The sequence below is a fragment of the Embleya sp. L77 genome (genome assembly GCF_055557415.1).
The window spans coordinates 387800-405083 of sequence record NZ_CM145709.1; the positions used below are offsets into that span (position 1 = coordinate 387800).

General features: G+C 71.9%; 15 protein-coding genes and 1 pseudogene. 7 read left to right on the forward strand and 9 right to left on the reverse strand.

Annotation, left to right across the window (positions count from 1 at the left end):
- Positions 1–123 precede the first annotated feature (123 nt).
- The 3 genes from ACZOOI_RS01515 (at position 124) to ACZOOI_RS01525 (ending at position 3165) form a co-directional block, all read left to right on the forward strand.
- Positions 124–885 (forward strand): response regulator transcription factor, encoded by a 762-nt coding sequence (locus ACZOOI_RS01515; RefSeq protein ID WP_465279013.1) that lies wholly within the window; start codon positions 124–126, stop codon positions 883–885.
- Complete coding sequence (locus ACZOOI_RS01520) at positions 882–2474, forward strand: sensor histidine kinase (RefSeq protein ID WP_465279014.1); 1593 nt, start codon at positions 882–884, stop codon at positions 2472–2474. The genes ACZOOI_RS01515 and ACZOOI_RS01520 overlap by 4 nt, the downstream gene beginning before the upstream one ends.
- A 448-nt stretch (positions 2475–2922) precedes the next feature.
- Positions 2923–3165 (forward strand): hypothetical protein, encoded by a 243-nt coding sequence (locus ACZOOI_RS01525; RefSeq protein WP_465279015.1) that lies wholly within the window; start codon positions 2923–2925, stop codon positions 3163–3165.
- A gap of 139 nt (positions 3166–3304) precedes the next feature.
- Here the strand turns inward: ACZOOI_RS01525 and ACZOOI_RS01530 are convergent, their stop codons facing one another.
- The 3 genes from ACZOOI_RS01530 to ACZOOI_RS01540 form a co-directional block, all read right to left on the reverse strand.
- Positions 3305–3949: a response regulator gene (locus ACZOOI_RS01530; RefSeq protein ID WP_391585998.1), complete on the reverse strand. Its 645-nt coding sequence runs from the start codon at positions 3947–3949 to the stop codon at positions 3305–3307.
- A gap of 56 nt (positions 3950–4005) precedes the next feature.
- Entirely contained in the window at positions 4006–5298 is a 1293-nt protein-coding gene (locus ACZOOI_RS01535) for a sensor histidine kinase (protein ID WP_465279016.1), read from the reverse strand.
- Positions 5299–5470: 172 nt separating this feature from the next.
- A complete protein-coding gene (locus ACZOOI_RS01540) occupies positions 5471–6778 on the reverse strand; it encodes an aminotransferase class I/II-fold pyridoxal phosphate-dependent enzyme (protein WP_465279017.1) in 1308 nt (435 codons plus the stop codon).
- A gap of 167 nt (positions 6779–6945) precedes the next feature.
- On the opposite strand from ACZOOI_RS01540, the gene ACZOOI_RS01545 reads away from it, so the two are divergent.
- Entirely contained in the window at positions 6946–7602 is a 657-nt protein-coding gene (locus tag ACZOOI_RS01545) for a pyridoxamine 5'-phosphate oxidase family protein (RefSeq protein ID WP_465279018.1), read from the forward strand.
- A gap of 22 nt (positions 7603–7624) precedes the next feature.
- On the opposite strand, the gene ACZOOI_RS01550 is transcribed toward ACZOOI_RS01545, so the two are convergent.
- The 4 genes from ACZOOI_RS01550 to ACZOOI_RS01565 all read right to left on the reverse strand — a co-directional run bounded on the left by ACZOOI_RS01550 (position 7625) and on the right by ACZOOI_RS01565 (position 12290).
- Positions 7625–8302: an ABC transporter gene (locus ACZOOI_RS01550; protein ID WP_465279019.1), complete on the reverse strand. Its 678-nt coding sequence runs from the start codon at positions 8300–8302 to the stop codon at positions 7625–7627.
- Entirely contained in the window at positions 8299–9126 is an 828-nt protein-coding gene (locus ACZOOI_RS01555; RefSeq protein WP_465279020.1) for an ATP-binding cassette domain-containing protein, read from the reverse strand. Before ACZOOI_RS01555 ends, ACZOOI_RS01550 begins: the two co-directional genes overlap by 4 nt.
- Before the next feature lie 282 nt (positions 9127–9408).
- Positions 9409–10806 (reverse strand): alpha/beta hydrolase, encoded by a 1398-nt coding sequence (locus ACZOOI_RS01560; RefSeq protein WP_465281327.1) that lies wholly within the window; start codon positions 10804–10806, stop codon positions 9409–9411.
- Positions 10807–11528: 722 nt separating this feature from the next.
- Positions 11529–12290, reverse strand: a complete 762-nt coding sequence (locus tag ACZOOI_RS01565) for a globin domain-containing protein (RefSeq protein WP_465279021.1) — start codon at positions 12288–12290, stop codon at positions 11529–11531.
- A gap of 404 nt (positions 12291–12694) precedes the next feature.
- Between ACZOOI_RS01565 and ACZOOI_RS01570 the strand changes: the two genes are divergently transcribed.
- Positions 12695–13318, forward strand: a complete 624-nt coding sequence (locus tag ACZOOI_RS01570) for a GNAT family N-acetyltransferase (protein ID WP_465279022.1) — start codon at positions 12695–12697, stop codon at positions 13316–13318.
- A 914-nt stretch (positions 13319–14232) separates the two neighbouring features.
- Here ACZOOI_RS01570 and ACZOOI_RS01575 read toward each other — a convergent pair.
- Positions 14233–15339, reverse strand: a complete 1107-nt coding sequence (locus ACZOOI_RS01575; RefSeq protein WP_465279023.1) for a helix-turn-helix transcriptional regulator — start codon at positions 15337–15339, stop codon at positions 14233–14235.
- A 62-nt stretch (positions 15340–15401) separates the two neighbouring features.
- Between ACZOOI_RS01575 and ACZOOI_RS01580 the strand changes: the two are divergent.
- Positions 15402–15812: pseudogene (locus tag ACZOOI_RS01580) on the forward strand (nuclear transport factor 2 family protein); the annotation flags it as partial.
- Positions 15813–15842: 30 nt separating this feature from the next.
- Complete coding sequence (locus tag ACZOOI_RS01585; RefSeq protein ID WP_465281328.1) at positions 15843–16298, forward strand: nuclear transport factor 2 family protein; 456 nt, start codon at positions 15843–15845, stop codon at positions 16296–16298.
- A gap of 32 nt (positions 16299–16330) precedes the next feature.
- Here ACZOOI_RS01585 and ACZOOI_RS01590 read toward each other — a convergent pair whose 3' ends face one another.
- Entirely contained in the window at positions 16331–17092 is a 762-nt protein-coding gene (locus ACZOOI_RS01590) for a dienelactone hydrolase family protein (protein WP_465279024.1), read from the reverse strand.
- Positions 17093–17284 lie beyond the last annotated feature (192 nt).

Below are 17284 nucleotides of genomic sequence, written 5' to 3' on the forward strand. Positions count from 1 at the left end.
CAACAGCCTTCCGGGGGACGACATGGGTCGAGCCGACGACATGGGCAGCACACATCGCATCGAGGCGTTCGGCCGGCGGCATATACCGCATGCATCCGCCGCGGAAACGGAGGCCGCGACCCGGTGACCGCGGAACCGGACACCGACCAGCCGCCGCACGTCCTGGTCGTGGACGACGACCCCTCCATCCGGCGTGCCCTGGAGCGTGGCCTGCGCCTGGCCGGGTACCGCGTCAGCCTGGCTCCCGACGGCGGCCGCGCACTCGAACTGATCGCGCCCGCACCGCCGATCGTGCCCGCCGCGTCGATCCCGCCCGGCACGCTCGACCCGCAGGTGGTGGTCCTGGACGTGGCGATGCCCGGCGTCAGCGGCATCGAGGTGTGCGCGGCGCTGCGGGCCCGGGGCACCGAGACGCCGGTCCTGATGTTGTCCGCGCGCGACGAGACCGCCGATCGCATCGCGGGGTTGGAGAGCGGCGCCGACGACTACCTGGTGAAACCCTTCGATCTGCGCGAACTCGACCTTCGATTAAGGGCGTTACTCCGCCGGCGCCCGGCGGTCGGCGCCGGCGAGCCGGTCCTGCGGGTCGGCCCGGTCGCGGTGGACGTGGCCGCGCACGTCGCGACCTGCCACGGCGCCGCGCTGGAGCTGACCCGCCGTGAGTTCGCGCTGCTGGAGGTCTTCACCCGCAACCCCGGCCTGGTGCTGACCCGGGATCAACTGCTGGACCGGGTCTGGGGCTACGACTTCGATGTGCGCACGGACGTGGTCGACACGTTCGTCAGCTACCTGCGCCGCAAGTTGGAGGCCGGCGGCCGACCCCGCGTGCTGCACACCGTGCGCGGGGTCGGCTTCGTCCTGCGTGCCTCGGGCGGTTCCGGATGAAGCTCTCCACCCGGGTCGCGCTGTCGGTCGCCGTCCTGGTGCCCCTGCTCGTGCTGGGCGCGGGAACCCTCGTGGTGCGCTGGGCCCGACACGACCTGATGCAACGTCAGGAGCAGCAGCTCCAGCAACGGGCCGACCGCCTGACCCCACCCGCACGGATCCTGGCCCGGGCCGACCTGGACGATCGCCAACAGGCGATCCGCACCCGGCAGTACCGGATCCTGGGCCTGGCCCTGGACGTCGGCCTCCGCCTCGACACCCCGCAGGGGCCGCTGTTGGTGGGCCCCCAGCCGCCGGAGGATGCGCAGTTGCCCGCGCGTGCGCCGTCCCCGGTGACGGTGCACGCGGGTGGGCGTTCGTGGCGGATGGTGACCCGGCCGCTGCCGGGCGGCTCGTTGTACGTATTCGTGCCCTCGGGAGAACCGGCCGCGCAGGCCGCGCTGTTGCGCCGCCGGGTGTACGTGGTCACCGCGTTCACGGTGCCGCTGTCCGGGCTGGCCGGACTCGCCGCCGGCGCCGCGGCCACCCGGTCGCTGCGCGCGCTGCGCCGCCGGGCGGCCCGGCTGGATCCGGACGACGGCGCGCACGACGCGGTGCATGTGCCGTCCGGCGTGGTCGAGGTGGACGAACTCGGCCGCACCCTCGACGACGTGCTGGGCCGGTACGCGGCGCAGACCGCGCGCACCCGCGAAGCGCTGGAGACCGCACGCTCGTTCGCCGCCACCGTCGACCACGAACTGCGCGGCCCGCTCACCGGGATGCGTACCGATCTGGACGTGCTGGCCACCTATCCGGATCTGGCCTCGACCGAGCGTGAGGACGTGGTCGCGGACCTACGGGTGGGCCACGAACGGGTGTTGTCGGTGTTGACCGCGCTGCGCGCACTCGCCCAGGGCGATCTGGTGGACGCATCGGCCTTCGGGCCGGTCGAGTTGGGCGAGATCGCGCACGCGGCGGTCCGGGCCGCGCCGACCCGCCGGCCCGGCGCCGAGGAGTCGACCGCCCCCGAGACGGTCGACGTGCGGGTCGAGGCGCCACACGAGGTGGTCGTGTACGGGCTCGCACCCGGGCTGCGCCTGCTCGTGGACAACCTGGTGGGCAACGCGCTGGTGCACGGGGCGGGTCGGGTGCTGGTGAAGGTGCTGCCCGGGATGGACTGCGGCGTGGTGTGCGTGGACGACGACGGGCCCGGCATCGCACCGGAATTGCGCGAGGTGGTCTTCGAGCGTTTTCGGCGCGGCCCGAACAGCCCCGGCGCCGGACTGGGTTTGACCCTGGTGGCCCAGCAGGTCGCGCTGCACGGCGGCCGGGTCACCGTCGGGGTACCGCCGTCGGGACGGGGCACCCGGATCGAGGTGGTCCTGCCGCTGCGGGCCGACCCGGTCGCGGCCCGGGAGCGCGCCTGGTTGGGCATCCGGACCCCGGGGCCGGCGAATCCGCCCACGCCCGGCGCGTCGGACACCCGGCCCGCGTCGGCCGTGTCCCGGACGCGCGCCGACGTACCCAGATCCCGCGCGGCGCCCCGGTCCGCCGGGAAAATCCCTTCCCCGGCGGCCCGTTCACAGGAAACCCACAAGGAACGGCCCTAGCCTCGCGCTACGCCGTGCCCGCCCGGGGTGGGGCGGGCACGGCGTTTCGGGGGAGGTCGCGCATGCGTGTATTCGACCGCAGCGAAAGCGTGGCTCCCACCGATCCGGTGCCCACGGGGGCGCGGCTTGGCGCGCCCTTGGCGTATGCGGGAACGCCCGGTGGCGGCGGCCACCGGGCGCCCGCCCCGTGCTCGCGGCTGCTGCGGCGGGACCCGCAGCCGGCCACGGCGCCGACCAGGTTCGACGGCGACCCGAGCGGCACGGGTTCGATGGCGCGCATCCCCTGGTGGAGCGCGACGGACGAGCGGCACATCCGGCCGGGGGTGGCGACCTGCCTCCGGAACGACCGGGCCACGCCTTGGCATTCGGCGCCGGAGTGGCGGCGGCGAAGCACCGCTACACGGGTGCGCGGGGCGTGGCGTGCCGCCCGGCCGGTGAGAGCGGTCGGGTGACTCGCGGACTCGCCGTGCCCGCGGCGACGGCGGGCATCCTGGCGGCGCTGGTGTCGGCGATCGTCGCACTGAGCGCGGACGGTGCGGACGAGACCGGCTTCGGCACGCACGAGGTGGGCACGATCACGCCCGCGGCCGGCCCCGGACCGGCCGCGTTCACCTCGATCGTGCTCGGCGCGCGGAACGCGGTCGACTGTACGAGGGCCGACGTGCGGGTCGCGGAACCGGCACTGCCCTGAGGAGATCCGCCCCGGGGGCCGCTGCGGCCGATGCCGCGCTCGGCCAGAGGACGGCGTGGGATGCGCGGATCACGGAGGGGGCGATCCGGACATCCCACACCGCTCCACCACGGCGCCGGCGCTCGGAGCCGGCCGGCGCTCAGAGCTGTAGGTAGCGCAACACCGCCATCACCCGGCGATGATCGGTGTCCGAAGGCGGCAGGTCGAGCTTGGTGAAGATGTTGCCGACGTGCTTTTCCACCGCGCGCTCGGTCACCACCAGCTTCTTCGCGATCGCCGCGTTCGTCCGGCCCTCGGCCATCAGCCCGAGCACCTCGTGCTCGCGCGGGGTGAGCGTGCTCAGGCCGCCGCTGCGCAGTCCGGCGCCGAACAGCTGGGTGACCACCTCGGGGTCCAGCGCGGTGCCGCCGGCCGCGACCCGTTCCAGCGCGTCGGTGAAGTCCCGGGTGTCCACGACGCGTTCCTTGAGCAGGTAGCCCACGCCCGCCGCGTTGCCGCCGAGCAGTTGTGCGGCGTATCGGGTCTCGATGTACTGCGAGAAGACCAACACCCCGATGCCGGGGTGGCTCCGGCGGATGTCGATCGCGGCCCGCAGGCCCTCGTCGGTGTGGGTCGGCGGCATCCGGATGTCGACCACGCACACGTCCGGTTTGTGCTCGACCACCGCCGCCCGCAGGGCGTCGGCGTCCGCGACGGCGGCCGCGACCTCGTGGTCGCGGTCGAGGAGCAGTTGAACCAGGCCGTCCCGCAGGATCGCGGCGTCCTCGGCAATGACGATGCGCATGGGCTCGATCGTCCCATGCCCCGACCACCCCTCGGTCCCGATATCCCGGCCGGTACTCACCCGCGGGCCGGCAGTTCCACCGTCACCTCGGTCGGCCCGCCCGGCGGACTGACGATCCGTAGTGAGCCGTCCACCGTGCGTACGCGTTCGACCAGGCCGGTGAGGCCGCTTCCCTTGCTCGCGTTCGCCCCGCCGCTGCCGTTGTCGGTGACCGTCATGCGCAACAGGCCGTCCCGGACCCGTACCTCGACCGTCGCCACACTCGCGCCGGAGTGGTGTGCGACGTTGGTGAGCAGTTCGGCGGCGCAGAAGTACGCGATGGTCTCGATCGTGGCGGGCGGACGCACGTCGATGTCGGTGTGCACCTGCACCGGGACCGCGCTGCACGCTGCCAGGGTGGCCAGCGCGGCGTCCAGGCCCTGGTCCAGGACCGGTGGGTGGATGCCCCGGGCGAGGTCGCGCAGTTCGACGATCGCCTCGCGGGCGTTGCCCAGCGCGCTGTCCACGAGCGTGCGGGCGCGGTCCACGTCCATCGGTCGCTCGGTGTCCTCGGTGTCCAACTTCTCCTTGGCCATGCTGAGGTTCATCGCGAGCGCGACGAGTCGGGCCTGCGCGCCGTCGTGCAGGTCGCGTTCGATCCGGCGCAGCGTCGCGGCCGAGTCGTCGACGGCGATCGCCCGGGTCTCCTCCAGATCGGCCACCCGCTGCGCGGACTTGGTCGGCCCGAGCAGGGCGGGGATGAGCAGCCGATCGAGGTGGACGACCCCGCGGACCGCCCAGGGGGCGATGAGCAGGATCGGGATGGCGGACAGGCTCACCAGCAGCGCGAGCGGCCAGGTGTCGAAGTACAGCTCGTTGATCTGTATGCCCGAGCGGCGATCGACGCCGTGCGCGTCGGTGGTGTGCGGGTCGAACACGACCAGGAGCAGCGGGTACGCCAGCATGACCAGCCCGTAGCACCAGAACGTGCCGGTCACCAGGAGCGTCAGCACGCTCAGCGGGAACTTGAGCACGTGGTAGGCGATCGCCCGCCAGCCCTCGGCGTTGCCCAGCGAGGAACCCAGCAGCCCGAGCGGGCCGCGCTTGGGCCGGAACGTTCGCAGCGGCGGCGTCTCGACCCCGAGCATGGCGCGCGCAAGCCCCCGGTGCACACCGCCCCAGGCCCGGGCACCCATCACCGCGAGGGCCAGGATCGGCAGGCCGACCAGGGTGACGGTCAGCGCGACCCCGAACACCGCGAACAGGAAGATCGCGGCGAAGCCGAACATCGCGAGCGGGAAGGTGAGGATCGCGTAGCCGGCCTCGGCCCACGTTCGTCTCGTGAACGGGGCCTTCAGGAACGTGTGCATGGGGGCATCCTCGGGGGCGTAACGGTCGTGATGGTGGAGTGTGCTCATGCTCCCCGGCGCGGGGCACCCGGATCGAGGGTGACACCCCCCGACCTGGTGGTTCGGTTTGCCCCACCTCTCAGACCGGATTCATATCGGATGATTCGCCCTCGCGATGACCCGCCCCGAGGATTCACCGCGTCTGCCGCCGGGTCCCGGTCCGTACCGCCAGGGCCACCGCGTCGGCCAACCGCTCGGTCTCCTCGGCGCTGAGGGTGGACACGGTGATCCGCAGGCCGGGCGCGGAGGTGATCCGAAATCGCGAGCCGGGGGCGACCGCCCAACCCCGGGCGAGCAGGCCGGCCACGGCCGTGGTCTCGTCCGGCACCTCGATCCACACGTTGATCCCGGTCCGGCCGACCGAGGCCACTCCGCGGGCGCGCAGCGCGTCGATCAGTCGGGTACGGCGCACCCGGTACGTCTCGCGCGCGAGTCGGATCCGCTCGGCCACGTCGGGGTCGGTCCACGCGTGCGCGACCGCGTGTTGCAGGACGTGGCTGACCCAGCCGGGGCCGAGCCGCTGGCGGCCGCCGATCCGGTCGACGGTCACCGCGTCGCCGGTCAGGATCGCGCAGCGCAGGTCCGGCCCGTATGCCTTGGACACCGAGCGGATGTGCGCCCAGTGTTTGCCGATCCCGGTGAGGGTGTGCAGGTCCAGGCCGGAGATGTCGTTGCCGTGGTCGTCCTCCAGGAGCACCACGTGCGAGTGCGCGGCCAGGATGGGGCGCAGCGCGGCGGCCCGTTCGGCCGACACACAGGCGCCGGTGGGGTTTTGCGCGCGGGCGGTGACCACGAACGCGCGGGCGCCGGCGCGCAGCGCGGCCTCGGTCGCGGCCGGGTCGGGGCCCTCGTCGTCGACCGGGATCGGCCGCGGGGTCAGGTTCAGCGCGGCGAGCAGGTCGAGCAGGTTGCCCCAGCCCGGATCCTCGACCGCGACCAGGTCGCCGGGCCGCAGGTGCGCGGTGAGCGCGCGCTCGATGCCGTCCAGTGCACCGGAGGTGGCGGCCAGGTGTGCGGTGTCCACGCCGCCGGCGCGCAGCACCGCCCGGGCGGCGTCGGCGAACGGCTCGTACAGGGCGCCGTGCAGGTAGAGCGGTCGCCAGCCGCTCGGGTCGGGAAAGGCCGGCGACGGCAGCAGCGCGGGGTCGGGCTCGCCGTTGGACAGGTCGCGGGTGCCGGGTGGCACGCCGGGGCCCAGGTCGTCGCGCCGGGTGGTCGCCGGGCGGGCCCGGATCCGGGTGCCGGCCCGACCGTGGGTCTCCACGATGCCGCGCTCGCGCAGGGTGCGGTACGCGGCGGCGACGGTGTTGGCGTTGACGCCCAGTTCGGCCGCGAGTGCCCGCACCGGCGGCAGCGCGTCGCCGGGTGCGAGTTCGCGTGCGTGCAGGTCGCGTTCGACGGATGCGGCGATGTCGGCGGCGGTGCGACCGGTGGTGGCCATGGTTCTCCTGCGTCTGGGCGTCGCGCTGCGGGGTGCGGCTGCCGGATTCCGGGCGGCGGATTCCACATCCGGCGGATCGTCGGATTATGCCGTTGACATCCTCCCCCGAGCCCGCTCTATTGTACTACTCCAATCAACGTTTTGAACTAGTACAAAGGATCTTCGGGATGACCGACTACCCCGTCACCGCGGCCACCACCCCGCATCGGCACCGCGACCGCATGCACTACGACGTCGAAGCGGTACACGCGATCCTCGACGCCGGCTTCCTCGCCCACGTCTCGTTCACCCTCGACGGCCTGCCGCAGCTGCTCCCGCTCGCGTTCGGCCGCGACGGCGAGCGTCTGTACCTGCACACCTCCAGCGGCGGACAGCTCGCACTGGCCGCGCGGGCGAGCGGCGCCGCGGGCCTGCCGGTGGCGGTCTCGGTCACCCACGTGGACTCGGTGGTGCTCTCCCGCTCGGCGATGCACCACTCGATGGACTACCGCTGCGTGATCGCACACGGCCCGCTGGTGCACGTCACCGACCCGGACGAGCAGTTGCACGCGTACCGGGTGATCATCGACCACCTGGTCCCGGGTCGCGCCGACGACGTCCGCCAGCCCAACCCGAAGGAGAACGCGCAGACCGCGGTCTTCCGACTGGAACTGGACCGGGTCGCGGCGAAGATCCGCGACCACGGCCTGGCCGAGGACCCCGACGACCTCGACCTGCCGCACTACGCCGGCGTGGTCCCGCTGACCACCACCCGCGGCCCGATCCGCCCGGACCGGGACCAGGAGATCCCGCCCTACCTGGCCGAGTGGCTCGGCGCATCCTGACCCGGTACCGAAACAGTGCGGCTCAGTCGTGTTCCACCCGGGACGCGACTCGGCAGGCGGCTGCGGCCGACAGCACGAACACGCTTGCCACGATGGCGAGTTGGGTGATCGGCAGGGCGACCCGGTCGTGCTTGGCGGCTTCGGTGACCACCTCCAGGACGCGCGCCGCCGGGCTGCCCGTGACCACCAGTGCGGTCAGGGTGGCCAGCGCCGCGAGCGGGACGGCGTACGCGGGACGCCGCATCAGCGGGCGGTTGGTCAGCGCGCCGATCGCGACGCCCGCCAGGATGGTGACGAGTTGGGCCACCGCTCCGGCGGCGATCGCCTCGCCCCGACTCACGCCGTGCGTGGCGTGATCGGCGATCCGGTCGGTCGAGGCGACCAGGGCCGCGGTACACAGCGCGGCGAGCACACAGGTCAGGACCAGGGCGACCAACAGCGCGGCGAGATGCGCACGGCCGGGTCCGACCGCGGCCGAGGTGGTGTGCCGGGCCGCCGCGGGCTCGACCGTGACGGACACCCGCGTGAGCCACACCGCAATCGGCATGATCGCGGCGGCGGCCCACGCGAACGAGGCGAGCAGCGGGTCGCCGCCGGCCGCGCCGATCGCCATCACCGCGGCGTAGACCAGCGCGGGCGGCACCCATCGGTGGGACCGCAACACCAGGGCGGCCTGATAACGCACCACGGCGGAGATCACGCGCCGTCTCCTTCCCGGTGCACCGCGCGCACGCTGACCCCGGGCACGGCGGTGAGCAGATGGCGCAACAACGCGTCGGAGTGCGCCGTGGTGCTGTGCAGCCGAAGCACGCCCGGTCGTGTCTCCTCACGGACGGGATCGCCGGGCAGACGGTCGAGTTCGGGCCGGTGGCCGCTGTCGATGTCGATCACCACCCGGATCGCGTTCGCGGTGGAGATCGCGGGCGCGACCGCACCCGCCTCGACCCGGTACGTGTCGGTCACCTCGTCCGCCAGGCGGCGCGAGTCGTGATCGACGAAGACCACGGTCGCGCCGGCCTCGACCCGCTCGACGACACAACCGTCCAGCACGTCGCGCGAGGGGGCGTCGAGTCCGGTCCACGCCTCGTCCAGGACCAGCAGATCCGGTTCGGCCATGAACGCCTGGGCGACCGCCACCTTTTGGCAGGTGCCCTTGGACAGCCCGCGCAGCGGCGCCCGTACCTTGTCCGCGAAGTCCAGCCGCTCGGCCCAGTCCTCGGCCCGTCGCCGGCTCTCCCGGCCGGTGAGACCGTGCAGTCGGCCCAGGTGGGTGAGGTATCGCAGGGCGGTGAGCGGCAGTTCGGGCGGGAATCGTTCGGGGACGTAGGCGGCCGAGCCGCGTTCGGTGACGCTGCCCGTGGTCGGTTCGCAGACCCCGGCGACGACCCGCAACAGCGTGGACTTGCCGCTGCCGTTGTCGCCTTCGACCCGGACCAGCCCACCGCGCGGCAGCTGTAGGTGCACTCCGCGCAGCACCCATGGGCCGCGCAGGGCATATCGCTTGCCGACACCCGTCAGGTGCACCGCCGTCCCCCTTCACCGGAACCTCGGCAGCAGACCTTACGGCAGGGGAGGTCGGCAACATCGCACCGGCGAGCGGGGCGGGCCCGAACCACCGCGCGGTTGGCGGGAGTTCGGGGGCCGCCTGGGAACGCACCCGGGCCCGCCGATTTCGCGGCGGGCCCGGATGTACGCGCAGTGCGGTTGTCGCGTCGGCGTGGCGCCGTGGCACCTTGCCTTGGCGTTCGTGGTGCCGTGGCGCGGTGTTGCCGTGGCGCCGTGTCGCCGTGTTGCCGTGTTGCCGACCTACAGGGCGGTCTTGGAGAGCTTCGGCGCGGCGGCGGTCTTCAGGTCCGCTTCCGCCGGGTTCGGTACCGGGTCGGGGAGCTTCCCGCAGACCGCGTCGGCCGGGCCGTGGCCCCTGCCCTTCGGAGTCTTGCCGGTGACCAGGTACTCGTTCAGGTAGTCGTCCAGGCAGCTGTTGCCGCTGAGCGAGATGCCGTGGTTGCGGCCGCCCTGCTCGACCACGAGGGCCGAGTCACGGAGCAGGCGGTGCATCGTGACGCCACCCTCGTACGGGGTCGCGGCGTCGTTGGTCGCCTGGAACAGCAGGGTCTTGGGCAGCCTGTCGTTGGCGACGTTCACCGGCTTGAGGCTCGACGTCGGCCAGAACGCGCAGGCCGCGTTGAACCAGACGTTGTTCCAGGTCAGGAACGGCGCCTTGGCGTACGTCCGCACCGCGTCCCGGTGCCAGGTCGCCCAGTCCTTGGGCCAAGCCGCGTCCCGGCACTGGGTGGCCAGGTAGCCGCTGTTGATGTTGTCGTTGCCCGGGCTCGCCGCCGCCAGATCCTCGTACGCGGTACGCAGCGGAGCGGTGACGTTGTCGACCACGTATCCCGAGAAGCCTTCGGCCAGTTCGGCCCAGGTCGAGTCGTTGTAGCCGCCCTGCGCGAACGCGTCCTCGACCTCGGCGCCACCGACGACGCCCTCGGCCGGGTTCTTGCTCAGCTTGTCGCGCATCGTGTACCAGGCCTGCTCGACCTTGGCCGGGTCGGTCCCCAGATGGTAGTTCGCGTCATACTTGGCGACCCAACCGAAGAAGGCCTTCATGTTGTTGTTGAAGGCGACGTCCTGGGTGAGCTGGCCGCCGTACCAGATGCTGTCCTTGCTCGGGTCGACGATGCTGTCCAGCACCAGTCGCTTGACCCGGCTCGGGAACAGCTTGGCGTAGACCGCACCGAGGTAAGTACCGTACGAGTACCCGAAGTAGCTGATCTGCTTGGCTCCGAGGGCGGCGCGGATCGAGTCCATGTCCGCGGCCGAGGCCGGCGTGTTCATGTGCTTGAGGAAGTCGCCGTACTTGTCGCCACACGCCTGGGCGTACTCGTACACCCGCTTGATGTTGGTCAGTTCGTCACCGAAGTTGTCCGGGACGGTGTCCGGACGGACCGGGTTGTTGAAGCCCGGTACGCAGTCCAGGTGCGGCTCGCTGGCACCCGCGCCGCGGGGGTCGAAGCCGATCACGTCGAACTGCGCGGCCACCTCGGGGCGCAGGTTCTTCGCGACGTAGCCGGCCAGCCCTCGACCCGGCGCGCCGGGGCCGCCGGGGTTGACCAGCAGCGGGCCGAGCGACTTCGCGGCGGTGTGCGGAATCCGGGACACCGCGATGGTGATCTGCCGACCGCCGGGGTTGCTGTGGTCCATCGGGACCTGGAGTGAACCGCATTCCAGCGTCGGGTAGTTCGAGCTGCCGCAGTTCTTCCAGGCAATGGGGGTGGATGCGGACTCGGCCTGGGGTGCGGGCGAGTCGTCCGCCAAAGCCGGCGGCGCGAGGGTCAGGAGCCCGCCCACCAAGGTAGTGGCGGCTGCGAACGCGACGAGAGTGTGTCTCTTCACGTGGGTGTTCCTCCATGTGACGGATCTGTCACGAGTGACATCGACGCCGCAGATGCTGCCGTGTCGATGACCGGTGCGACGAGGGGGCGGTCGACTCGAAGCGGGAATCCTTGCCAAGCGGAGTGGTTACCATTACCCAGATTTTGGGTTTACCACGCGCCGCGCCCGTTTGGCCGCATATATGGATGATTGCGCAAGGAGTCGAGCGATTGCGCTCCGTGGCCGACGCGTGTAGCGGATCCGAAGGTTTGGGCTGGGGGTTGCTCGATCGCCACCGGGTGTTCGATCCGTCCTGGATCCCTTTGGTATTCCACCGGCGGCCGGCCCCGAACCACCCTCGCCGCGGGAGCACGATCCGCGCACGGGTGGCGGTGAACCGGCTGCATGGGTCGAGCGCGGGCCGGCCGCGCGTGGAAACGCGTCTTGTGCCGGCCGCCGAGGAGCCCCAGTCCTCGGCGACCGCGCATGGACCGGACCCATCCCCGCCGGGCCCGTTCCGGGCCCGGCGGGGATGGGTCGACCGGATCGGGTCAGCCCAGGTACGGCGGAGTCTGCCCCCAGTCCCAACGCGGCATCGGCGACTCCGGAAGCGGCGGCGGGTTGGGACCGGAGTACAGGATCGCCATCCGGGTGCCCCACTCCAGGTAGTACGCGAGCACACCGCGGAACTCCGGGTCGGCCGGCAGGCCCACGTCGTCGGCCGTCTCCAGGAGCAGTGCGACCCACCGACGGCGCTGCGTCTCGGTGATCCCCCGACCCAGGTGCCTCGAGGCCATGTGCCGGTGGCCGCCCAACTCGGTGCTGTACCGGGACGGGCCACCGAAGACCTCGCCCAGCCAGGACGCCACGTGCTCGGCGTGGTGCGGGTCCATGTTCGCGAACACCGGGGCGAGGATCTCGTCCTTGGCCACCCGCTCGTAGAACGTGCCGAAGAGTCGCTCGAACGCGGGCGCGCCACCGGCCCACTCGTACAGCGTCGGGGTCGAACCGCCCTTGCCCACCACGTCGGTCACCGCGTAGTGCCGCATCTCCTCGATCGCGGTGACATACGGCCGGATCGCGGCGAAGAACGCGGCGAAGTGCTCGCCCTTGCGGAAGCCGTTCAGGTGCGCGTCCGTCGAGGTCCAACGGATCCGCAGGATGTAGGCGGACGCCTCCTCCTGACATCTGCTCAACTCGTAGTCCACACACTCCGGCGCAGCCGCGAGCGACTCGGCGGCGCGTGCATACGCGGCCTCGAACTCGGCACTGTCCGCTTCGGCAATCGTGTAGCGGATGTATTCGACGATCATGAACGGTCCCCCATGCAAGACGCTGGTTCGATCGCGTCAACCATAGGCATGATCACTCGCCCGCCGATCATCGACGCGAGGTGATTTCGCCGACCGCGTAGAGCAATCCACCCCGCCCGCCCACCGATCGCCCGCGCCCCCTCCGCTCATCATCGCCTCCGCCGCCGAACCGATCCGCGCGGGCCCGAGGCGCGCACCCCGCACGATGCCCCCGGGCGCCAACAGCCCACAGTCAACCGCCAGTTGCGGTCCGCCGACGATATCGAGCAGCAGATCCGGCGGCTCGTCGGCCCCTCCTCGGGGTTCCGGCCCCGGTCGCGGACACGTTCCGGGGTCGGTGTCGAGTCGTTCGCCACCCCGGGTTGCTCGCTGCGTGCCGGCGATTGCTTCCTGGACTCGGCGACATGGGCGTCGGGGCAGCCGCGAATACGGACGAGGCCATCCACGCCGGGGGCTACGGGGGACCAACCGGCACCGACCGGGGAACCGCGTGTGCCGGCGGCGGTGTACCGGCCGTCGGGACCGCCGCGTCCGCCCTTGTGCCCTTCGTTCCCGCCGACCTTCCCGATGTGCTCGACTTCCTGGTTCGGGCCGATCTCACGCTCGGTGGGCTCGATGCGGCCGGAGTGCGCTTGTGGCTGCTTCGGGACGGCGGCAGGGTGTGCGGCAGCGCGGGGTACGAGTTGTCGGCCGCCGGTGATCATGCGCTGATTCGTAGCGTCGCGGTGGATCAGGATGCTCGGGGGCGAGGTCTGGGGCTCGAACTGGCTCGCTTCGTACTGGGTCGCGCCGCCGCGGCCGGGGCCCGGCGGGCGTGGTTGTTCAGTCGGCGGTCGGGTCCGTTCTGGCGGCGGTTGGGCTTCGAGCCGGCCGACCGCACCCGGCTGGCGGCGGTCCTGGCCGACACGCACCAGGTGGCCCTGTTCCGCGCGAGCGGACATCTCGACCGCGAGGTGGCCTGGTCGCGCGATCTCGGCCCAGGGCCTGTCTTCGATCCCGCGCCGAGCACCACGACGCCCGCCCGATGACGCCGTAAGCACCGGAGCCCGTCCCCCGATCCCGCCGGGCGCGACGCGGCGGGATCGGGATGGACGGGCCCTGGCCCGGCCCGATCATCGGGCCAACTGCGGGACGCGGGCGGATCGGACGTGCGCCCCGCAGAGTCACTCGGACATTTGATCACTCCGGCGTCCAACCATGCGATCCGGTGGTCTCTCGATCCACTCGATCGGCCGGCAGCCGAGCCAGTCGTCCCGGCGGCGTCCGGTCCCGACCGGGCCCGAGGGCCTGAACACCCCGGACCGCAGGCCCGTCTTCCTCGGAGATCCGACCGGATCCGGCAGAATCCGGCAAGCGGCGCGCCGGCTGTCCGACGACGATCCTCGCCCGACGCGACCGACACCCGACGACGGTGTTCCACTGCATCGGTTGCCCATCGACCGCCGCCCGACGACCGTGTCGCCGAACCTCATCGCGACAGTGGCGTCCGGCTTCCTGGTGACCTGGCCTCCCCGTTCCTCCAAAGCCTCACAACTCCACAACCCCGCCGACCGGCCGCGCACGCAGCTCGGCCGGTTGCGGATCACGATGCACGAGACCCTACGATCCGGCTTCGTCGTCCGCGACTCCGGGTTGTGCTCCGAGCAACAACCCGCTTCGCCAACGCGTCGGTTGCGCACGAAATGGTCATGCCGGCGGCACGAAGCGTCGGCCCCATCGGGGCTCGGCGTCGTTCATGATCGACAGGCAAAGGCTTGATTGTGCACGCTCGAACCGGCTCCCGCTCGCCGGGATACGTATAGCCACGGCAAAGAATGCAATATCCGGAAGTCCCGCATCCGTTTGGTTTGCGGTCATCTCTTCGGCGGATCTTCGGCGGATCTTCGGCCGGGCCTCTGCGGGGCCTCTGCGGAGCATCGGCAGATCTTCACGAATCGCCCGATCACCACCCAGGCGTCCCGGCGCCCGAGTCGCGACACCCGTACACCTGTGCCAAGGCCGCCGCGGCCGCGCGCATCCCCGCCCGTAGTTCCGGTGGCCCGAGCACCTCCGCCTCGCCGCCGAACGGGAGGAGGGTCGTGATCGCCGAGTCGACCGACTCGATCGGGAGGACGACCTCGACCCAGCCGTCGGAGTCGGGCCGGGTCGCGCTCGTGCGAGCCGCGCGTACGACGACCGGCTCCAGCACGTCCGCCAGCCGCTTCATCGCGATCGGGGACACCCGCACGGTCGCCGACGCGCGATGTCGGCGGCGGTCGAACCGGTCCAGGTAGTCCTCCCAGTACGTCGCCAACGCGAACCCGACCGGTCGCTCGAACGTCTCCGCGAGGGCCTCGACATCCAGGATCCGCGACACCCGATAGGTACGGATCCGCGCTCCGTCTCCGCCGCCGCCCGGCGAACCTCCGGCCGGACCACCCCCGACCGCCTCCACGCCCCTGCGCGGCCCCGAGCCCGCACCCGCGTCGACGGGCCCCTCCCCGTGTCCGGCCACGAGGTACCAGGAACCCGCCTTGAGCACCACGCCGTACGGGTCCACCACCCGCGTGTTCTCGTGCGGCTCGGCCCAGCGGAGGTAACGGATGCGCAACCGTCGCCGGTTCCACACCGCGTCCGCGACCACGGTCAGGTGTGGGGTGTGGTCGTCGGCGCCGTACCAGGCGGGCGCGTCGAGGTGGAAACACTCGGCGATCCGCCCGGCGCGGTCCCGCAGTTCGGGCGGGAGCGCGGCCATCAGCTTGAGGTGTGCGGCGGTCACCGCGGTGCCCAGGCCCAGATCCGCGGCGGCGGTCGGCAGACCGGTGAGGAACAACGATTCGGCCTCGCCGATGGTGAGGCCGGTCAGCCGGGTGCGGAATCCGTCGAGCAGTTCGTATCCGCCGCGATGGCCCGGATCCGCGTACAGCGGCACCCCGGCCGCGCTCAACGACTCCATGTCCCGGTAGATCGTCCGGACCGAGACCTCCAGGGTGTCCGCGATCTCCCGAGCGGTGACCCGCCCTCGGGTCTGGAGCAGCAACAGGATGGAGACCAACCGACTCGCCCGCATCCGGCGAGTCTGCCCGACTCCACTGACACAACGTGTCAGTGGAGCGCGTCTACGTTCCGCCCATGAACGCCATCCACCCCACCGACGAAACCGTCGACCCCACGTCCGCCCCCGCCCCCGACCCCACCCCGATCGACACCGACATCGACACCGACATCGACGAGTTTGTCGACCGCTACGTGGCCGTGTGGAACGAGCCGGACCCGGACGCCCGGCGGGCCGCCGTCCAGGCGCTGTGGGCGCCGGACGGGATGGAAACCATCTCGTCCGGACGGCACATCGGCCACGACGCGCTCCTGGATCGCGTCACCGATGCCTACGAACAGCTGGTCGACAAGGGCGGATTCGTCTTCCGCGCGGCCGGGGACGCGGTCGGTCACCACGGTGCCATCACCTTCACGACCTACATGGTTCCGGCGGCCGGCGGCGATGTGGCGTGGACCGGGCGGGTGGTCGTACGACTCGGCCCCGACGGCCGCATCCGGCACGACCACCAGTTCACCGTGCCGACCGACCCGACGCCCGGTACGCATACCGTCGTCGCCGAATTCGTCCGCCGCGTCGGGTCGGGCGACCCGGAGCGGATCGCCGAACTATTCGCCGACAGCGTGGACTGGCTGCTCGACTGGCCGGCCGAGGGCCACCCGTCGACACCGTGGATCCGGCCGCGTTCGACCCGCGCCGACGTCGCCGCGCACTTTCGCGAACTGGCCGCGGCGCACATCGACGGCCACCCGCAGGAGGCCGACGACCCGGGCGCCGCACCCGACCTGCGGATCCTGGTCGACGGGCCGGACGCGGTGTTGTTGACCGAGATCCGGCGTACGGCCGCCTCCACCGGTACGGCCTTCCGGGCGCGGTGCGCGCTGCACGTCACCGTCGAGGCGGGCCTGATCAGCCGCTACCACGTCTACGAGGACAGCCTCACGGTGGCCCGGGCGCACACCGCCGCCGACTGACCGAGCCGACCCCAGCCGCTCCGGCCCGGCCGCTACCCCTTCAGCGCCTCCGCGAGCAACGCCGTGGCCCGCGCCCAGGCGTCCTCCGCCGCGGCCGGACGGTACGTGTCGCGCTCCTCGCACGCGAAGCCGTGCGGCGTGTCCGGGTACACCACGAACTCGTTCCGCACCCCGGCCTCGGCCAACAGCCGCGCGATCGACTCCCGCTCGGCAGCCGGGTAGAGGTGATCCTCCGCACCGATCAGCACCAGCACGGGCGTGTCGTACCGCGCGATCGACGGAGTCAGCGTCACCGTCGGCTCCGGTCGCCCCAAGCCGATCTCCGTGCCGGTCAGCCAACCCGGATAGAACGCGACCAGGGCCGCCAACGGCACCTGCGTCGCCGCGTAATAGGCGATGTGCCCACCCGCGCTCAACCCCACCATCGCGGTGGGCGCATCGTCGCCGAACCGCCGGCCCAACTCCGCGATGGCCGCCGTGACATCGGCGCGCACACCGTCCCGGGTCAGTCCACCGACCAGGTCGAGCCCGCGCGCCCGCCCGTCGGGGTCGGCGGGCAACTCGATGCGGCGACCCGCCCGATGGTAGAAGTCCGGTACCAGGGCCCGGTATCCGAGCCCGGCGAGCATGTCGGCGACGCCTCGTACATAGCCGGTGATGCCGAACATCTCGAAGCCCACGACCACATTCGGATGCGGTCCGGGCCCGTCGGGCCGGGCCAGATACCCCGACATCGGCACCGGCGCGCCCGGCACGTCGATCTCGATCCACTCGTCGACAGTCTTCACACTCACGCCTTCGTCCTCACACCACACACGTCGCTCCCGAACCCCTCGGAAACCGAACCCGGCCCAGCGGTCCGCGCATCTTCGTTCCACTCGCACAACCGCGGGCTCGCAACCGCGGCTGCACACCGGCGGCTTCACGCCCGTGTCCTACAGCCGCGCAACGCCCGCCCCACCCGCCCCCGCGCACTCGCGTCCGCC

Coding starts and splice junctions, on each gene's coding strand:
- ACZOOI_RS01540 (WP_465279017.1), bottom strand. CDS start 6,778: ATGGCCACCACCGGTCGCACCGCCGCCGACATCGCCGCATCCGTCGAA.
- ACZOOI_RS01565 (WP_465279021.1), bottom strand. CDS start 12,290: ATGATCGTCGAATACATCCGCTACACGATTGCCGAAGCGGACAGTGCC.
- ACZOOI_RS01545 (WP_465279018.1), top strand. CDS start 6,946: ATGACCGACTACCCCGTCACCGCGGCCACCACCCCGCATCGGCACCGC.
- ACZOOI_RS01520 (WP_465279014.1), top strand. CDS start 882: ATGAAGCTCTCCACCCGGGTCGCGCTGTCGGTCGCCGTCCTGGTGCCC.
- ACZOOI_RS01530 (WP_391585998.1), bottom strand. CDS start 3,949: ATGCGCATCGTCATTGCCGAGGACGCCGCGATCCTGCGGGACGGCCTG.
- ACZOOI_RS01575 (WP_465279023.1), bottom strand. CDS start 15,339: ATGCGGGCGAGTCGGTTGGTCTCCATCCTGTTGCTGCTCCAGACCCGA.
- ACZOOI_RS01570 (WP_465279022.1), top strand. CDS start 12,695: ATGGGCGTCGGGGCAGCCGCGAATACGGACGAGGCCATCCACGCCGGG.
- ACZOOI_RS01560 (WP_465281327.1), bottom strand. CDS start 10,806: ATGGACCACAGCAACCCCGGCGGTCGGCAGATCACCATCGCGGTGTCC.
- ACZOOI_RS01535 (WP_465279016.1), bottom strand. CDS start 5,298: ATGCACACGTTCCTGAAGGCCCCGTTCACGAGACGAACGTGGGCCGAG.